The organism is Curtobacterium sp. MCLR17_007 (assembly GCF_003234655.2).
GTDB lineage: Bacteria > Actinomycetota > Actinomycetes > Actinomycetales > Microbacteriaceae > Curtobacterium.
This window is the reverse complement of record NZ_CP126271.1, coordinates 2,025,323-2,042,442: the sequence shown is the minus strand read 5'-3', so window position 1 is coordinate 2,042,442 and position 17,120 is coordinate 2,025,323. Positions and strand designations below refer to the sequence as shown.

The 17,120-nt window shown below is 72.1% G+C and carries 16 protein-coding genes and 1 tRNA gene; 10 read left to right on the top strand and 7 right to left on the bottom strand.

All coding sequences use genetic code 11. The annotated features are described in order from the left end of the window. Nucleotides 1–5: 5 nt before the first annotated feature. Nucleotides 6–479, bottom strand: a complete 474-nt coding sequence (locus DEJ13_RS09765) for a hypothetical protein (RefSeq protein WP_111106303.1) — start codon at nucleotides 477–479, stop codon at nucleotides 6–8. Between the two features lie 230 nt (nucleotides 480–709). On the opposite strand from DEJ13_RS09765, the gene DEJ13_RS09760 reads away from it, so the two are divergent. After that, on the top strand, nucleotides 710–1,582 hold the full coding sequence (locus DEJ13_RS09760) for an SseB family protein (protein ID WP_111106302.1): 873 nt from the start codon (nucleotides 710–712) through the stop codon (nucleotides 1,580–1,582). Continuing rightward, nucleotides 1,570–2,661, top strand: coding sequence for a hypothetical protein (locus tag DEJ13_RS09755; protein WP_111106301.1), 1,092 nt, complete (start codon nucleotides 1,570–1,572; stop codon nucleotides 2,659–2,661). The genes DEJ13_RS09760 and DEJ13_RS09755 overlap by 13 nt, the downstream gene beginning before the upstream one ends. 21 nt (nucleotides 2,662–2,682) lie before the next feature. Here the strand turns inward: DEJ13_RS09755 and DEJ13_RS09750 are convergent, their stop codons facing one another. Genes DEJ13_RS09750 through DEJ13_RS09735 form a run of 4 tightly spaced genes read right to left on the bottom strand, consistent with a single transcriptional unit; the run spans nucleotide 2,683 to nucleotide 7,006 of the window. Next, entirely contained in the window at nucleotides 2,683–4,254 is a 1,572-nt protein-coding gene (locus tag DEJ13_RS09750) for a tetratricopeptide repeat protein (RefSeq protein WP_111106300.1), read from the bottom strand. Beyond that, a complete protein-coding gene (locus DEJ13_RS09745) occupies nucleotides 4,244–5,566 on the bottom strand; it encodes an AAA family ATPase (protein WP_111106299.1) in 1,323 nt (440 codons plus the stop codon). The genes DEJ13_RS09750 and DEJ13_RS09745 overlap by 11 nt, the downstream gene beginning before the upstream one ends. Continuing rightward, complete coding sequence (locus DEJ13_RS09740; RefSeq protein WP_111106298.1) at nucleotides 5,563–5,937, bottom strand: hypothetical protein; 375 nt, start codon at nucleotides 5,935–5,937, stop codon at nucleotides 5,563–5,565. Before DEJ13_RS09740 ends, DEJ13_RS09745 begins: the two co-directional genes overlap by 4 nt. Beyond that, a complete protein-coding gene (locus DEJ13_RS09735) occupies nucleotides 5,927–7,006 on the bottom strand; it encodes a DUF6177 family protein (protein ID WP_111106297.1) in 1,080 nt (359 codons plus the stop codon). The genes DEJ13_RS09740 and DEJ13_RS09735 overlap by 11 nt, the downstream gene beginning before the upstream one ends. A 115-nt stretch (nucleotides 7,007–7,121) precedes the next feature. Between DEJ13_RS09735 and exaC the strand changes: the two genes are divergently transcribed. From exaC to DEJ13_RS09705, 6 genes are all read left to right on the top strand, one after another. Beyond that, nucleotides 7,122–8,663, top strand: a complete 1,542-nt coding sequence (gene exaC, locus DEJ13_RS09730) for an acetaldehyde dehydrogenase ExaC (protein WP_056124322.1) — start codon at nucleotides 7,122–7,124, stop codon at nucleotides 8,661–8,663. Next, the gene (locus DEJ13_RS09725) at nucleotides 8,663–9,064 is read left to right on the top strand and encodes a DUF779 domain-containing protein (protein WP_111106296.1); all 402 of its coding nucleotides are present in this window, start codon (nucleotides 8,663–8,665) and stop codon (nucleotides 9,062–9,064) included. The genes exaC and DEJ13_RS09725 overlap by 1 nt, the downstream gene beginning before the upstream one ends. Before the next feature lie 56 nt (nucleotides 9,065–9,120). Next, nucleotides 9,121–10,344: a GAF domain-containing protein gene (locus DEJ13_RS09720; RefSeq protein WP_111106295.1), complete on the top strand. Its 1,224-nt coding sequence runs from the start codon at nucleotides 9,121–9,123 to the stop codon at nucleotides 10,342–10,344. Nucleotides 10,345–10,357: 13 nt separating this feature from the next. Beyond that, nucleotides 10,358–10,442 (top strand) — tRNA-Leu (locus tag DEJ13_RS09715). A 109-nt stretch (nucleotides 10,443–10,551) separates the two neighbouring features. Further along, nucleotides 10,552–11,160, top strand: a complete 609-nt coding sequence (locus DEJ13_RS09710) for an ANTAR domain-containing response regulator (RefSeq protein ID WP_056124330.1) — start codon at nucleotides 10,552–10,554, stop codon at nucleotides 11,158–11,160. Nucleotides 11,161–11,245: 85 nt separating this feature from the next. After that, nucleotides 11,246–11,716, top strand: a complete 471-nt coding sequence (locus DEJ13_RS09705; RefSeq protein WP_146245188.1) for a GNAT family N-acetyltransferase — start codon at nucleotides 11,246–11,248, stop codon at nucleotides 11,714–11,716. A 10-nt stretch (nucleotides 11,717–11,726) separates the two neighbouring features. On the opposite strand, the gene DEJ13_RS09700 is transcribed toward DEJ13_RS09705, so the two are convergent. Both DEJ13_RS09700 and DEJ13_RS09695 read right to left on the bottom strand, forming a co-directional pair. Next, entirely contained in the window at nucleotides 11,727–12,101 is a 375-nt protein-coding gene (locus DEJ13_RS09700) for a VOC family protein (protein WP_111106293.1), read from the bottom strand. 28 nt (nucleotides 12,102–12,129) lie between these two features. Then, nucleotides 12,130–12,498: a PaaI family thioesterase gene (locus DEJ13_RS09695; RefSeq protein WP_111106354.1), complete on the bottom strand. Its 369-nt coding sequence runs from the start codon at nucleotides 12,496–12,498 to the stop codon at nucleotides 12,130–12,132. A 99-nt stretch (nucleotides 12,499–12,597) separates the two neighbouring features. On the opposite strand from DEJ13_RS09695, the gene polA reads away from it, so the two are divergent. After that, a complete protein-coding gene (gene polA / locus DEJ13_RS09690; RefSeq protein WP_111106292.1) occupies nucleotides 12,598–15,267 on the top strand; it encodes a DNA polymerase I in 2,670 nt (889 codons plus the stop codon). Between the two features lie 31 nt (nucleotides 15,268–15,298). Continuing rightward, complete coding sequence (locus DEJ13_RS09685) at nucleotides 15,299–16,978, top strand: DUF885 domain-containing protein (RefSeq protein WP_111106291.1); 1,680 nt, start codon at nucleotides 15,299–15,301, stop codon at nucleotides 16,976–16,978. Nucleotides 16,979–17,120 lie beyond the last annotated feature (142 nt).

Here is a 17,120-nt window from a genome sequence, read left to right as displayed (position 1 = left end):
CGTGGTCAGCCGACGGTGGTCGCGCGGATCGGTTCGGGTGGTTCCGGAGCCATGTCGAGTGGGGTGAGCTCACCGTCCTGACCGATCACCGCGGGCCCAGCGCCGCGCGCCAGCCCGCCGCCCCGGAACACCGGCAGCGCGTCGGGGCCGCTCCGTCGAAGGAGTTCTTCGAACCAGGGGCCGTAGGACGGGTCTGCTTGGCGTGCTCGATCGTCAAGGCCTGGTTCGAGCCCGTCAGCGATCTGTTCCGGGGTGAGCGGATCGGACGGGTCGTGCTCGAACGGCATCTCCCAGTCCTCGGATCCGAGGTAGACCGCCATCCGGAACGGCCGTCGGCCGGACCCGAAACCCGAGGCGTTGAGCCAGCACCGCCAGTCGCCGATCTCGTACAGCTCAGGGAACACCCGCACCGACTCCCAGCCCCGCTGATGGAGGAGCCGAACGGCCTGCAGGAAGGTGTGCGAGGGTGTGAAGTCCATCGAGATCAGCGTACTGCTCAGCCTCCGGTACGGTTAGACGGAGGTCGCTCGGGGTCGAGGCGCACCTCGAGCAGTCTGAGCATTCCGAGCTCCCGGCGGACGATCTGTGGCCCGCCGAACCACACGAGGAGGCCTGTGATGAACGAGCAGAACGACCGATTGGATTCCTCGCCGCGGTGGTCCGCGGTGTTCGACCTGGTGGACTGGCAGCTCGCGCGGCGGATCGATCGATGACCGGGATGGACAACCCGGAACTCGACGCCCGACTCGTCAGCGCCGTGGCTGATCCCGCGGCGCTCGGGGACTTCGTCAACGGGTTCATCGCCAGCCCGCTCCTCGTCCCCATGCAGATGACCGACGGCATGGCCTACCCCATCTCGAAGCCGCGTGCCGATGGTGCAGCACTCGTCGTGTTCACCGGTGAACAGCACAGTGTGCAGGTCGAGTTCCCCGCGGCCAACGACGTCGTCGTCCTGAACGGGGCACGGGTCATCGACATCGCCAACCCTGATCGCGGTGTCCTGGTGAACCCCGGGCCGCAGGAGCTGTACCTGCCGATCGCACTGGTCACTCACGTGCACCCGCAGCTCCCGCCGCAGCTCCTGGCGTCGCGCTCGGACACCGCAGGGCAGCAGACGGCGTCCGAGCCGGACCCGACCGCTGGTTCGCTCCAGTCGATGACACAGGCGCAGACGACGCTCGCGGGGAACGCCTACCGGTGGTTGTCGCAGGGCGGGCCCTTCGACACCGCGGACTTCTTCGTCGCGTTCTGCGGCCGCGAACACACGGCACGGGGCTCCGTCGTGTCCGCAGGGCAGACGACCTCGATCGCGGTCCCGGAGCCGATGCTCGACGAGTTCCAGGTCCTCCGCCGCGCCGCGGCGGACCCGCAGAAGGGGTCGTGGGTCGGCGCCGAACTGCACCTGACCGCTGCGGGCTCGTTCTCCTTCTCGTTCGTGTACGACGACCGTCTCGACTTCGGTGCGGCGGACCCCCGGGTGCCGCGGACGAACGACGACCCGGTGCCGGACCTCGACGCGTGGCGAGCGGAGTTTGCATCGCAGGGACGAGCGCCGGAGTTCGTCCCGGCGTGGGCGCGCTGAGCGAGCGCGGCGACACCTGGCCGCTCGCGCCGTCGCCTGCTGGCCACATGCGCGACGACATCGTCCCGCATGTCCGGGGCCGGGCCTCCGCGGCAGACGAGACTGACGGTCCGATACAGGTGTGGGCGGTCGGCGACGAGCCGTCGCGACCGGACGGCTTCCTCTGGTGTGGCGGTGCGGACGCCGGAGGGTTCCTCGCCGCTCCGGACCGTGGTCTCGCTGCAGACCAGGCGCTGTCCCTCGTCGCCGAGCGACTCCGGTCCTCTCGGGGATCCGGCGTCCCGACCGGCGCCACGGTCACGGACCTCGTGGCGGAGTTGGCGGCGACCAGCGAACCGTCCGTCACCACGATGACCGTGCTCCGGGAACGGCTCGCCGCGTCCGCGCGCCCCGACCTGCCCCCGGTCCAACGGATCGCGGCAGCACTGTCCACGTGGGTCCAGCAGGGCGCCGAGCGGAGTGGGGCGCGGCTCCGTGGAGCTGCGGCCACGGCAGCGCACGTGGACCGGACCGATCATCCTGGGCGGGTGGCTGTCCTCGGATCGATGTCCCCGATGGTCGCGGCGATCCCGTTCGGCTTGGTCGGTGGCTGGTCACCCGAGCAGGCGTTCACGGAGTTCGGTCTGTTCTCGGCGCCGGCCGACGCGTGGTCGCTCGACGTCGTGGCCGGCGCGGCCACGGCGGCGGTGCTGCGGGCTGTCACTGACGGCGCAGACCTGTCGAAGGGTCTGCGCGAGACCTCGGCGCTCCTGCATCGGCTCCAGCAGCCTTCAGGCGCCACGGTCGACGCGGCGCTCCGGGCCGCCGCAGCGAGGGCCCGGGAGCGGTCAGACCACGGCGCCGTGCTCATGGCGCCCAGCGGGACGAGCGACGTGGACGCCCTGTCCGTCGCCGTGTCCCTCGTCCTGTCCCGTCCGGAGCCTGGCGGCCGGTCAGCGGCGATCGCGCTGGCGGAAGCGTCGGGAGCGGACGCGGCCTGCGTCGTCCGGGTGCTGCTCGCTGCCCTGCGCGGCGCGGGACCGGACGCCGCGGTACCTGCGGATGTGCGGGCGGTGGCCCAGCGACTCGCCAGCGGATGAGGACCCGACGATGCCCGGCCCTCAGCCCTCGCCGGTGATCGGCGGCACGGTCGGCAGGTCGAACGAGGGGATCGAGAAGGTCGGCACCGGCACGGGTGTCACCGTGCGGTCCTGGAACCCCGGGACCGAGTACGACGACCCTGGCTCTGGGTCCGGCGCATCGGACGACCCGCGGTCCCCGGGAGCCTGGAACCCGGCGGCGCCGATCCCGACCAGCCCCGCCGTCAGCACGACCAGCGCGAACAGCCGGTAGCGGATCCCCAGGCTCCGGAAGTACCGCTGCGCGGCGAACCGTCCCGCGCGGAACGCCTCGACGAACATCGACGCGGTCACGAGCGCGAGGGGCCACGCGACGGCGGTGACCAGGCCGGCCGGCGCCGAGCCGTCGAGGGACGTCGACGTCGCGATGATCCCGAGCACGCCGACCACCAGGCCGGACCAGAGCGCGAGCTCCTGCCGCAGGCTGCCGAACTGCCACGCCGTTCCCCACAGGACCCGTCCGGTCCGGTTCCGTGCCGTGCGCAGGACACGGTCGTCGCCGGGCAGGAGCGCGACCACCGACGCCAGTCCGAACACGGTGGCAGCGCCCGCGGCCAGGGCTGCGGGCAGCGCGTCCGGCCCGGGCAGGACCGGCGCAGCCCACCGCAGCGCCACCGCGGCGACGACCAGGGCCGTCGCCGCGAGCCCGCCCCACCGCGCGAGCACCGCTCCGCGCCGCGGCAGTGTCCCCAGGTAGCTCGCGGGCAGCCGGTCCCGCCGACGGCGGTACCGCCGCAGGAGGAACCACGACCCGACGCCGCCGAGTGCGGCAGCGAGGGTCGTCAAGACGGCGCCGACCACGCCCGGCCCGGCGGCGAGCAGCACGACGGCCACGAGCGCCGGGACGAGCGCAACGGCCGCGGCGGCGCGGCGCTCCCAGGTCACGGCCGCGTCGAGGAGTTCGCGGGACTCCTCGTCGCCCGGGTTCGACACCAGCAGGTCGAGCAGCAGGTCCGGCTGGTCAGCGACCGGGGCGTACTCGGCGCGCATGGCGAGCAGCCCGGGATGCTGCGGGGCCCGCTGCAGTCCCTCGACGACGAGCTCGCGCGCGAAGTGGGTGTTGCGGTGGGCCCGCTCGCAGACCGCGGCGAGGGCGTACCAGTCCGGGGAGTCCGGCTCGAGCTCGATCGCCCGCTCGTACGCCTGCCGGACCTCGGGCAGTCGGCGTCCCCGTGCGTCGATGCTCGCGATCGCGTGCTGCGCCCAGAGCCCCGCCACGTCGGGCGCCATCGGGACGAGTCGGCCGGTGATGACACGGGCTTCCGGTCCCCGGCCGGCGGCGATCAGGACGGCGACGAGCCGCAGGTACGGCGGCAGCGTGTCCGGTGCGGCCTGGACCGCGGCGCGCGCTGCCTGTTCGGCCTGCTGCAGCTCGCCGCGCGCCTGGTGGAGCGCGGCCCACTCGCTGAGCAGCTCCGGGTCGCCTGGCGCCTGGGCGAGCGCCTCGCGCAGCACCCGTTCGGCGATGTCGAGCTGCCCGAGCGCGCGGAGCGACCCCGCGCGAGCAGCAGCGGACCCGACCGCGTCGGCACCCGCGGGAGCGTCAGAGGACACGCTTCTGCTTCAGGTACGCCACCAGCTCGTCGTACCGCCCGTCCGCGTTCGCGAAGGCCGCGACGTTCTTCGCCGTGACCAGCCACGACCCGGTCGACGGCCGCACCTGGGTCAGCGCGTGCCGGACCTCCGCCATGCCGAGCGGCTGGATCTCGCCCGCGGCGACGGACTTCGCCATTGCCTGTTCCGCGGCCGAGGTCACCAGGTGCGCGAGGTCGGCGCCGGAGAAGTCCTCGGTCGCCGCGACGACCTGGCCGAGGTCGATGCCGGCGATCGGACGCCGGGCGAAGTGGTGCCGCAGGATGGCCTCGCGCGCCGGGGCGTCGGGTGGCAGCACGAGGGTCATCCGGTCGAGCCGACCGGGGCGCAGGAACGCCGGGTCGACGTCCCACGGGCTGTTCGTCGCCGCGAGCACGAACAGGCCGTCGTTCTCCGAGCCGACCGAGTCGAGTTCGAGCAGGAGCTGGTTCACCATCTGCCGCAGGCCGCTCCACCCGCTGCCGATGCTCGACCGGCGTGCACCGAGCGCGTCGATCTCGTCCAGGAACAGCACCGAGGGTCCCCGGGTCCTTGCCGCCTGGAACACCGCGTGCAGGTTCTTCTCCGTGTTGCCCACGTACGGGTCGAGGATCTGGTCGATCCGTGCCGTCACGAAGTGCGCCCCGAGCTCGCCGGCGATCGCCCGGGCCATGAAGGTCTTGCCGCACCCGGGAGGCCCGTACAGCAGCAGTCCACCACGCAGGGTCTTGCCGAACGCGGCGGCGATCTCCGGGTGGCGCATCGGCTCCAGGAAGGACTCGCGGATGCGCTGCTTGACGTCCTCGAGCCCGCCCACGTCGTCGAGCGTGACGTCCGGACGCTCGATCTCGATGTCGAGGGCGTGCTCGCCCTCGCCGTCGACGCGGATCTTCTCGGGCGCACCGGCCGACTCGGCCGACTCGGCCGACTCGTCCGTCCCGGCGTCGTCCGCCCTCGGCTCGACGAACGGCGGCGGGACGCTGCGTCCCAGGTCCGCCTCGGCACGTCGCCAGTCGAAGCCCTCGGCGGCACGGGCGGGAGGCTCGGTGTCGGTGGCGTCGTCGGTGACCGGCACCGGGCCTCCCGGCCGCAGCGCGGCGGTCGCGTCCGTCAGGACCTGCAGGGCGAGCGCGTTGCCCGGGTCCTGCTGCAGGACCATCCCGGCGTGCTGGAGCGCCTCGGCGGCACGGCCGCGCTGCAGGAGCAGCTGCGCGACCTGCCCACGCAGGGCCACGTCGTCGGGAGCCGCCTGCATCGCGGCGAACAGGCTGGTGAACAGTGGGTCGTCGGTCATCGTCGCCTCGTGTCCTGGGCGGACAGCACGCCGTGCGCCCGCTCCGCGATCGCCGTCGCCAGCGCGCTGCCGATCGGCTCGGTCTCGTCGTCGAGCGGGACGAACACGTCCGTCCACCACCACCCGCCACCGTCCGCCTCGGGCGGCAGCGTCGACACGTCCGGCAGCAGTCGACGGATCTCCGACGTCGAACGGACCCGGCGCGGGTGCTGCACGGTGGCGATGAGCCGACCGTCACCGTCGATGAACCGGGCGACCAGACCCTCGCGGACCAGGCGCATGCCGAGTCCGGGGTCGACCACGGCAGCGGCGGGTCGGAACTCGGCGTCACCGACCAGGACCGGCCCGAGGACGGTGAGCTCACGGGGCATGCGGGTGCTCCTCCGAGTGACGGTCTGCGCCGAGGTCGCGTCCGGTGAGCCGCTCGACGGCGTCACGGCCGAGGTGGTCGACCACGGGGCGCAGGCGTTCCCAGCCGGTGGCGTCCGGACGCGAGGGGCCGTCGCGGAACCGCAGCACCAGCGACGGCACGCGCGGACGGCCGACGCGTTCGGCGCCGAAGCGCTCCCGCATCTCGTCGACGTCGAGCCCGAGGCCCTGCACCGCGGGGGCCCCGAGCAGCATCGCGACCGGCTCCGGGTCCTGTTCGAGCACCGGGCGCACCGTCAGGTCCGCCGAGCCGACGCGGGCGAAGACCATCGCGACGAGCGGCAGCGCGGTCCGGCACAGGTCGGCGAGCAGCACGGTGGCCGCGTCGTGTGCGCGTCGGACGCCGGGGGTGCCGGGCGCGCCGACGCCGACCAGGCCGGTCACGACCTCCTCGACGCCCTTGTCGGTGCGGCGCGCCGTGACCGAGCCGGCGAGCGGCGCGTCGGGGGACCCGATGACCGAGAAGCGGGCGTCGTGCGGCATGCGGGCGCGGGCTGCGGCGGTCAGCGTGTCCTTGTCCCAGGCGTCCTCGACGGGTTCGTGGGTGCCCCACCCGACCGGGGTCGAGCCCGGCCCGAGTGCCGCGAACGTCTCCCACGCCCGGCCGAGTCGGATGCCGGCATCGGCGCGGTGCCGGATGGACGCGGAGACGACGAACTGCACCTGGTCGGGCACGGGGACCGCGAGGTGGCGGGGGTCGACCGCGTCACCGCTGCCGGGGGTCCGGAACGCGTCGGCCACCCGGGTGAGTGCGGTCCCGGTCATGCCGTCGCGGAGCGCACCGTCCTCGGCGCGGACGACCCAGCGTCCGTCGGCGCCGTCGAGCACCTGGCGGAAGGACTCCGTGAGCCGTGCGGCGTCCGGGGTCAGGACGACGACCCGGCGGCCGTCGGCCGCGGCCCGCAGGAACAGGTCGGCGCGCATCGGCGTCAGTGCCACGACCGGCAGCACGGTCTCGCTCACCACGTACCCGTCGCCGGTCCCGTCCACCAGCGGGTGTTCCGTCCCCATGGCATGGACCCTACCGTCCGGACTCGCAACCGGATGCAACCTCGCGGCTCGTAGCGTCGCTCCCGAGCGCACGGACCGCGCGCTCCACCGACACCGTCGTCGAGAGGGCACCACCATGACCATCGCAGCTTCGCCGACCACCTACGCCGCACCGGGGGAGGACGGCTCCCTCGTCACCTTCCGGTCCCGCTACGACCACTACATCGGCGGGGAGTACGTGCCGCCGACCGGTGGGCAGTACTTCGAGAACCCGACACCCGTCACCGGCAGGACCTTCACCGAGGTGGCACGGGGCGACTCCACCGACGTCGACAAGGCCGTCGCCGCCGCGTGGAAGGCCTTCCCGGCGTGGGGGAGGACGAGCATCACCGAGCGCGCGAACATCCTGAACCGGATCGCCGACCGGATGGAGCAGAACACCGAGATGCTCGCCGTCGCCGAGACGTGGGAGAACGGCAAGCCGATCCGCGAGACCCTCGGCGCCGACATCCCGCTCGCGATCGACCACTTCCGGTACTTCGCCGGGGCCATCCGCGCGCAGGAGGGCTCGACGGGGGAGATCGACCACGACACCGTCGCGTACCACTTCCACGAACCGCTCGGCGTCGTCGCGCAGATCATCCCGTGGAACTTCCCGATCCTGATGGCGGTGTGGAAGCTCGCACCCGCCCTGGCCGCCGGCAACTGCGTTGTGCTGAAGCCCGCCGAGCAGACGCCGGCGTCCATCCACGTGCTCATCGACCTGATCCAGGACCTGCTCCCCGCCGGGGTCCTCAACGTCGTGAACGGCTTCGGCTTCGAGGTCGGCGCCCCGCTCGCGCAGCACCCCGACGTCCGCAAGGTCGCGTTCACGGGGGAGACCACGACCGGTCGCCTGATCATGCAGTACGCGTCGCAGAACCTGATCCCGGTGACGCTCGAACTCGGCGGGAAGAGCCCGAACGTGTTCTTCGCCGACGTCGCCCAGGAGAAGGACGCCTTCTACGACAAGGCACTCGAGGGCTTCGCCTTCTTCAACCTGAACCAGGGCGAGGTCTGCACGTGTCCGTCCCGGGCGCTCGTCGCGAAGGAGATCTACGACGGCTTCGTCGCCGACGGCCTCGACCGTGTCCGTGCCGTCAAGCAGGGGCATCCCCTCGACATGGCGACCATGATCGGTGCGCAGGCGTCCAACGACCAGCTCGAGAAGATCCTGAGCTACATCGACATCGGCAAGCAGGAGGGCGCGAAGCTCCTGACCGGCGGCGAGCGCGCCGACCTCGGCGGCGAACTGAGCGGCGGGTACTACGTCACGCCCACCGTGTTCGAGGGCGACAACGCGATGCGCATCTTCCAGGAGGAGATCTTCGGACCGGTCCTCGCGCTCACGAGCTTCAGCGGGTACGACGACGCGATCTCGATCGCGAACGACACCCTCTACGGACTCGGCGCCGGGGTCTGGAGCCGCGAGGCCACCACGCTCTACCGGGCCGGCCGCGACATCCAGGCGGGCCGCGTGTGGGAGAACACGTACCACCAGTACCCGGCCGGCGCGGCGTTCGGTGGGTACAAGCAGTCCGGCGTCGGGCGGGAGAACCACAAGATGATGCTCGACCACTACCAGCAGACGAAGAACCTGCTGGTGTCGTACGCAGAAGGCCCGATGGGGTTCTTCTGATGCCGCACCCCACCGCACGTGTCGCGGTGACGCCGGCGGCGGGGGAGCTCCTGCGCTCCCTCACCGCCCGGCACGGCCCGCTCATGTTCCACCAGTCCGGCGGCTGCTGCGACGGGTCGAGCCCGATGTGCTACCCGGTCGGGATGTTCCGCACCGGGTCCGGTGACGTGCTGCTGGGGGCGCTCGACGTCGACGGCATCGACCCCGTCGAGGTCTACATGTCCCGGTCCCAGTACGAGTACTGGAAGTACACGCACCTGACGATCGACGTCGTCGACGGTCGCGGCGGCGGGTTCTCGGTCGAGGTCCCCGAGGGCAAGCGGTTCCTCACCCGGTCCCGCATGCTCACCGACACCGAACTGGAGGACCTGGGCCTGGTCCCGTCGAGCGCGCGGACGTAGGCTGACCGCACCTGCCGCGAGGACGCGACGGGCGGACCCGGTCGGACGGAGGACGCATGCGCGCTCCCCGTCCCGGGTCCGTCCGCCCCCTCGTCGCTGCGTCGTGGCGACGGTCGGCGTCGGTCGATCCGGACAGCACGCCAGAGGTCACCCTCGGCGCCGACGAGCTCGACGCCGCTCGACGGAGCGGCCCGCTCGCCACGCTCCTGCCCATCGTCCGACGGCTGCTCCTCGACGACTCCCGGGCCGCCGGGTGCATCGTCGCGGTCGGGGACGCGGCCGGTCGGCTCGTGTTCGTCGACGGTGCCCGGCACGCCCGCCGCGCCGCCGAGGACATGGGGTTCGTCGCCGGGGCGGACTGGGCCGAGGAGCACGTCGGGACCAGCGCCCCCGGCACCGCGCTCCGACTGGACCGGCCGGTGCAGATCCGCAGCGAGGAGCACTACGCCACCGCCGTCAAGCCGTTCTCGTGCAGCGCGGTCCCCGTGCACGACACCGACGGCCGACCGATCGGCGTGGTCGACGTCACCGGTGACGACCGTGCCGTCGAACGGCACACGCTCCCGCTCCTCGCCGCGACGGTCGCGGCCGCCGAGGCAGAACTCGCGCTGGCGACCCTCCGGCGGCCGGACCGGGGCCGGACGACGGCGCCCGAGGACGCCGAACTCGTCCTGCTCGGGGCCGACACAGCCGTGCTGCGGGTCGACGGCCGCGCGGTCGCGCTGTCCGCCCGGCACTCGGAGATCCTCGCCGTCCTGGCGACCGCACCCGGGGGGCTGCCCGCTGCCGACCTGGCCGAAGCCGTGTACGGGGACCCCGGCGCCACCGTCACCGTCCGCGCCGAGGTCGTGCGCCTGCGTCGGGTGCTCGCGGCGAGCGCCCCCCGCGTGACGCTGGCCTCACGCCCGTACCGGGTGGGCGGTGTGCGCACCGACGTCGACGGCGTGCTCGCCGCGCTCGACCGCGGGGCGCGCCTCCAGGCCGTCAGCCGGTACCCCGGACCCGTCCTGCCCGCATCGGACGCGCCGGGCGTGGACGCGCTCCGTGACCTGGTCCGGAGCCGGTTCCGCGAGGCGGTGGTGTCCGACGGGTCCGCCGCCGCGCTGCTCGCCTGGGCAGGGACGCCCGACGGCGCCGAGGACGCGCGGGTGCTCCGCGCGCTGCTCGGCGTGCTGCCGCCGCGGTCCCCGCGTCGGGCCGGCCTGGTGGCCGCGGTCGAGGCGCTCGACGGTGCCCGGGCGGCGGCACGACCGACCTGGAGGCCCGGCTCGGCCTGGTAGCATCGGCGTCCTCGCGAGTGTGGTGGAATCGGCAGACACGGGGCACTCAAAATGCTCTGCCTCACGGCGTGCGGGTTCAAGTCCCGCCACTCGTACCAGGTCCGCAGTTCCGGTCCCCGGGTCCCGCCACTCGGACCAGGGTCCGGATGTTCACTGATCGGTCCATGGCTGCGGGCAGGACTCCGCGGGTCTAGTAGGCTCTCCGGCGTGAGTGACTCAGAAGCAACAACCGCAACAGCACCCCGTCGCGTCGTCGTCGCCGAGGACGAATCGCTCATCCGTCTCGACATCGTCGAGATCCTCCGTGACAACGGGTTCGACGTCGTCGGCGAAGCGGGCGACGGCGAGACCGCCGTGCAGCTCGCCACCGACCTGCGCCCCGACCTCGTCATCATGGACGTCAAGATGCCGCAGCTCGACGGCATCTCCGCAGCCGAGAAGCTGTCGAAGAACCACATCGCGCCGGTCGTCCTCCTGACGGCGTTCAGCCAGAAGGAACTCGTCGAGCGTGCGACCGAGGCCGGCGCCCTCGCCTACGTCGTCAAGCCGTTCACCCCGAACGACCTGCTCCCCGCGATCGAGATCGCCCTCTCGCGGTACCAGCAGATCATCACCCTCGAAGCCGAGGTCGCCGACCTGGTCGAGCGCTTCGAGACCCGCAAGCTCGTCGACCGCGCCAAGGGCCTGCTCAACGAGAAGATGGGCCTGACCGAGCCCGAGGCCTTCCGTTGGATCCAGAAGGCCTCCATGGACCGCCGTCTGACCATGCACGACGTCGCCAAGGCGATCATCGAGCAGCTCAGCGCCAAGAAGTAGTCGCTCACCGACACCACGTCGACGCCGCCGCCTGCTCCGGGTGGCGGCGTCGACGCGTGTGGCGACCATCTGCGAGGGTGGGTCCGTGAACGACGTGGTGATCCGGTCCTCCCGTCCCGACGACATGCCCGCGGTGGCCGACCTGCGCTGGCGGTGGAGCGTCGACGAGGACGGGCGCACGCCCGGCCAGTCGCCCGAGGCCTACCGCGACGCGATGACGGCCTTCGCGCTGCACCACCCGGAGACACACCGGTGCGTCGTCGCGGAGCGCGACGGGATCGTGCTCGGGATGGCGTGGCTGGCGCTGACGCCGCGCCCGCCCGCGCCGCACCGACCGGGCGGACGGGTGGCGGCCGAGCTGCAGACCGTCTACGTCCACCCCGACCTGCGTGGGTCGGGTGTGGCCGGACGCATGGTCGACCGGCTGCTGGCGGTCGCGGACGAGCTCGGCGCCGAGCGCACGTCGGTGCACTCGAGCGTCGACGGCGAGCGGCTCTACCGGCGCCTCGGCTTCGGGGACGCCCGACTGCTGCTGCAGCGACCGCCCGAGGACTGACCGCGCCGGCTCAGCTGCGCGCGGGGACCTGCTGCAGGGTCCAGGCGTTGCCGTCCGGGTCGGTGAAGAAGACGAAGCGGCCCCAGGCCATCTCGTCCACCCCGACGGCGTCGACCCCGAGCGACCGCAGGTCCGACAGCGCCTGGTCGGCGTCGGGCACGACGACCTGGATCGACTTGAGCGAGCCGGGGACGACGTCGGGCGACATGATGCCCTGGCCGAACGCGATGGAGCAGGCGGATCCCGGCGGTGTCGCCTGGACGAAGCGGACCTCGTCGGACACCCGCTGGTCGTGGTCGATCGTGAAGCCGATGCGCTCGTAGAAGTCGCGCGACCGGTCGACGTCGCTGACGGGGACCATGACGAGTTCGATCTTCCAGTCCACGGCGGACTCCCTGCTGACGGGCGAGGGCTCAGCGCCGCTCGCGGATCATGTTGGTGATGCGGACGGTGGAGCAGCGCCGGCCCTGGTCGTCCGTGAGCACGACCTCGTGCGTCGTGAGCGTGCCGCCGAGGTGGATCGCGGTGCAGACCCCGGTGACGGTGCCGCTCGTCGCGCTGCGGGAGTGCGACGCGTTCAGCTCGATGCCGACGGCGTAGCGGCCGGGTCCGGCGTGCACGTTCGCCGCCATCGACCCGAGGCTCTCGGCCAGCACGACGTAGGCGCCGCCGTGCAGCAGGCCCACCGGCTGACGGTTGCCCTCGACGGGGATGGAGCCGACGGCGCGCTCCGCCGAGAGCTCCGTGATGACCATGCCCATCTTCTCGCCGAGCTCCCCCATGCCGCGGTCGGCGAGCCGTTCGTCGACGGGGCCGGTGGTGGTCGCTTCGTCGGTCACGCGCAGCGCTCCTGTGTCGGGTGGCGTCGGTAGGCTGTCCGGGTGTCGGACTCCGCAAAGCCTACCTTCATGGTCATCGACGGCCATTCGCTCGCCTTCCGGGCCTTCTACGCACTGCCGGTCGACAGCTTCGTCAACCGCGACGGACAGCACACGAACGCCATCCACGGGTTCATCTCGATGCTGCTCATGCTCCTGCAGCGCGAGAAGCCAACCCACCTGGCGGTGGCGTTCGACATCTCCCGGTTCTCGTTCCGCACGCGGGAGTACGCCGAGTACAAGGGCACCCGCTCCGAGACCCCGGCCGAGTTCAAGGGCCAGATCCCGCTGCTGCAGCAGGCACTCGAGGCGATGGGCATCACGACCGTCACGAAAGAGGACTACGAGGCCGACGACATCCTCGCGACCCTGTCCGCACAGGGGGCGGCGCAGGGCTACCAGGTCTACGTCGTGTCCGGCGACCGCGACTCGATCCAGCTGGTCAACGACGACGTCACACTGCTGTACCCGTCGGTCCGCGGCGTCTCCGAGCTCACGCGCTACGACCGCGACAAGGTATACGAGCGCTACGGCATCGAACCGCACCAGTACCCGGACATCGCCGCGCTCGTCGGCGAGACCAGCGACAACCTGGTCGGCATCGACAAGGTGGGTGAGAAGACCGCCGTCAAGTGGGTCACGCAGTACGGCTCGCTCGACGGGGTGCTCGAGCACGCCGACGACATCAAGGGCGTCGTCGGCAACAACCTGCGCGAGCAGCGGGACCGGGCGATCCGCAACCGCCGACTGAACCGCCTGGTCACCGACGTCGAGCTCCCCGTCGGCCCCGGCGACGTGGCGCTCCGTCCCGTCGACGAGACGGCGGTGCGCGAGCTGTTCGCGAAGCTCCAGTTCCGCACGCTGCTCGACCGGGTGTTCAAGGTCGTCGGGGGTGGCGACGCTGCTGACACCGCGGTCGAGGGCACCGTCGAGGACTCCGGCGTCACGCCGCCACCCGTCGGCACGCTCATCGACGAAGAGCTCGGCTACTGGCTCGAGCGCAAGGGCGCGTCCGGCGCCGAGAACGGCTACGGCGTCGCCGTCGAGGTCATCGACGGCCGGCTCAGCGCGATCGGCATCGCCACCCACGACGACGCCGTGCTCGTCCCCGGCGGCAGCGGCGCGAAGGACTACGAGCAGCTGACGGCGTGGTTCGCCTCGGACGCGCCGAAGCACTTCCACGACGCCAAGGCCGCGGTCAAGGCGCTGGGCACCGCGGGCATCGTCGTCAACGGCATCGCGGGGGACGCCCGCATCATGGGCTGGCTCGCCAACCCCGGCAAGCAGGGACAGCCCCTCGCCGACCTGGTGTACCAGGAGCTCGGCGAAGAGCTGCCGACGGCCGACCCCAACCAGCTCGTCCCCGAGACGGCGCCGGTGAACGTGGGCGTGCACGCCTGGTACGTCCTCCGGGTCACCACGGCCCTGCGTGCCCGCATCGACTCCGGTTCGCTGCAGGTCCTCGACGACATCGAACTGCCCCTGGTGTCGGTCCTGGCGCAGATGGAGACCACGGGCGTCGGCATCGACCGTCCGGTGCTCACCGGGCTGTCGAAGGAACTGGGGGAGCGCGCCGCCGAGCTCGCCCAGCAGGCCTTCGCCGAGATCGGTCACGAGGTCAACCTCGGATCGCCGAAGCAGCTGCAAGAGGTGCTCTTCACCGAGCTCGCGATGCCGAAGACCCGCAAGACCAAGACCGGCTTCTCGACCGACGCCGCCAGCCTCGCCGACCTGCAGGACCAGCACCCCCACCCGTTCCTCGGGCTGCTGCTGCAGCACCGCGACGCCACCAAGCTCCGCCAGATCGTCGACACGCTCGACGCCGCTGTCGTGGACGGGCGCATCCACACGCGGTACGAGCAGACCGGGACCAGCACCGGGCGTGTGTCGTCCACCGACCCGAACCTGCAGAACATCCCGGTCAAGACGGCCGTCGGTCGGCGCATCCGGTCGGCGTTCGCCGTGGCCGAGCCGTACACGACGCTGCTGACGGCGGACTACTCGCAGATCGAGATGCGCATCATGGCGCACCTGTCGGGCGACCCCGGGCTCATCCAGGCCTTCAACGAGGGCGAGGACCTGCACCGCTTCGTCGGGGCTCGGGTGTTCGGTGTCGAGCCGGCCGACGTCTCCGCCGAGATGCGCACGAAGGTCAAGGCGATGTCCTACGGCCTGGCGTACGGGCTGAGCGCGTTCGGGCTCTCGAAGCAGCTGCGCATCGAGCAGGCCGAGGCACGCACCCTGATGACCGAGTACTTCGCCCGGTTCGGCGCGGTCCGTGACTACCTCCGCAACGTGGTCGAAGAGGCCCGCGAAGCCGGCTACACGGAGACGATCTTCGGTCGCCGACGGCCCTTCCCCGACCTCAAGAGCCCGAACCGGGTGCTGCGTGAGAACGCCGAGCGTGCCGCGCTCAACGCCCCGATCCAGGGGTCGGCCGCCGACATCATGAAGATCGCGATGCTCGGCGTCGCGGCCGACCTGCGCGAGGGCGACCTCGGCACCCGGCTGCTGCTGCAGGTGCACGACGAGCTCATCCTCGAGGTGGCTCCCGGCGAGCAGGACCGTGTCGAGGAGATCCTGCGGACACGCATGGGCGGCGCGGCGGAGCTCACGGTGCCGCTGGACGTCTCCGTCGGCCTCGGCGCCAACTGGGAGGCCGCGGCCCACTGACCTCGTCGGACCGGCTCGGTAGGGTCGGGGCATGACCGAAGAACGCCCCGTCCGCCAGCCCTCCGCCGTCGACCGTGTCGCCGAGGACTGGGTCAGCACCCTCGTCGACCTCGACCCGACCATCGCCACGTACATCGGGGTCGCGGGCCGGACGGGCGAGTACGGCGACACCTCACCGGCCGGTGCCGATGCGATGGCGTCGGCCGCCCGCGCGGCGAAGGGCGCCCTCGACGCCGCCACCCCCGTCGACGACGTCGACCGGGTCACGAAGACCGACCTCGGCGCCGAGCTCGACCTGGTCGTCGAGTCGTACGAGCGTCGGCTCCACCTGCGTGACCTGAACGTCATCGCGAGCCCGCCGCAGTCCCTGCGTGACGCGATCGACCTGATGCCGACGGCGACCGAGTCCGACTGGCACGACATCGCCAGCCGGTTCGCCGCGCTGCCCGACGCGCTCGAGGGGTACCGCGAGTCACTGCTCCAGGGCACGCGCGAGCAGGTCACCCCGGCCCGCCGCCAGGTGGAGCTCGTCGCGGAACAGGCCGCGCGCAGCGGTGCCGCCGACGGCTTCTTCCGGCAGCTCGCCGACGCCGCGGCGACCGAGGACGGCACGACCCTGCCCGAGTCGCTCCGCGCGGACCTGCAGCGCGGTGCCGACGCCGCGGCTGCTGCCTACCGCTCGCTCAGCCGCTTCCTCGAGCACGAGCTGATGCCGCTCGCGACCCCGGTCGACGCCGTCGGCCGCGACGCGTACGAGCTGCACTCCCGGCGCTTCCTCGGCGCCGTCGTCGACCTCGACGAAGCGTACGAGTGGGGCATCGAGGAACTCGCGCGCATGCGTGACGAACAGGAACGGATCGCCGACCGGATCGAGTCCGGCGCATCCGTCGCCCGGGCGATCGAGGTCCTCGACGCCGACCCGGCCCGCACCCTGCACGGCACCGACGCCCTGCGCCGGTGGATGCAGGAGACCAGCGACGCGTCGATCCGCGCGATGGACGGCACGTACTTCGACATCGCCGACCCGATCAAGCGCCTGGAGTGCCGGATCGCCCCCACGCAAGAGGGCGGGATCTACTACTCGGGCCCGTCCGACGACTTCTCCCGTGCTGGCCGCATGTGGTGGTCCGTGCCCCAGGGCGTGACCGAGTTCGGCACCTGGCGTGAGAAGACCACCGTCTACCACGAGGGCGTCCCCGGCCATCACCTGCAGATCAGCCAGGCCGTCTACAACCGCGGCGAGCTCAACACCTGGCGGCGACAGCTCGCCGGCCCCTCCGGCCACGTCGAGGGGTGGGCGCTCTACGCCGAGCGGCTCATGGAGCAGCTCGGGTTCCTGGACGACGACGGCGACCGCCTCGGCATGCTCGACGGACAGCGCATGCGTGCCGCCCGCGTCGTGCTCGACATCGGCGTGCACCTGCAGAAGACGAACCCGGACGGCGGCGGGTGGACGTGGGAGTACGCGCTCGACTTCATGCGCCGGAACGTCAACATGGACGACGCCTTCATCCGCTTCGAGGTGGCGCGCTACTTCGGCTGGCCCGGGCAGGCGCCCTCGTACAAGATCGGGCAGCGCGTCTGGGAGTCCATCCGCGACGACGTGGCCGCACGACAGGGCAGCGACTTCGACCTCAAGGCGTTCCACCACCGGGCACTCGCCCTGGGCGGTGTCGGTCTCGACACCCTGCGTTCGGCACTCGTCGACTGACCGTCGCCGTTGCGCACGCCGGACTGGTCGCGACACGGCACCGCATGCGTGCTTGTGAGCCATCCCACGCCCGGTTAGACTTGTGCGGCGCAATCCGCGCCAGCACACCAACCGCCATCGCGGCACCGCCCAGGACTCGTCT

Bases quoted from the DNA above. Each gene is read 5' to 3' on its own strand.
- DEJ13_RS09685 (WP_111106291.1), top strand. From the start codon at position 15,299: ATGACCGAAGAACGCCCCGTCCGCCAGCCCTCCGCCGTCGACCGTGTC.
- DEJ13_RS09740 (WP_111106298.1), bottom strand. From the start codon at position 5,937: ATGCCCCGTGAGCTCACCGTCCTCGGGCCGGTCCTGGTCGGTGACGCC.
- DEJ13_RS09735 (WP_111106297.1), bottom strand. From the start codon at position 7,006: ATGGGGACGGAACACCCGCTGGTGGACGGGACCGGCGACGGGTACGTG.
- DEJ13_RS09760 (WP_111106302.1), top strand. From the start codon at position 710: ATGACCGGGATGGACAACCCGGAACTCGACGCCCGACTCGTCAGCGCC.
- DEJ13_RS09765 (WP_111106303.1), bottom strand. From the start codon at position 479: ATGGACTTCACACCCTCGCACACCTTCCTGCAGGCCGTTCGGCTCCTC.
- DEJ13_RS09725 (WP_111106296.1), top strand. From the start codon at position 8,663: ATGCCGCACCCCACCGCACGTGTCGCGGTGACGCCGGCGGCGGGGGAG.
- DEJ13_RS09745 (WP_111106299.1), bottom strand. From the start codon at position 5,566: ATGACCGACGACCCACTGTTCACCAGCCTGTTCGCCGCGATGCAGGCG.
- DEJ13_RS09695 (WP_111106354.1), bottom strand. From the start codon at position 12,498: ATGGGGGAGCTCGGCGAGAAGATGGGCATGGTCATCACGGAGCTCTCG.
- DEJ13_RS09720 (WP_111106295.1), top strand. From the start codon at position 9,121: ATGCGCGCTCCCCGTCCCGGGTCCGTCCGCCCCCTCGTCGCTGCGTCG.
- exaC (WP_056124322.1), top strand. From the start codon at position 7,122: ATGACCATCGCAGCTTCGCCGACCACCTACGCCGCACCGGGGGAGGAC.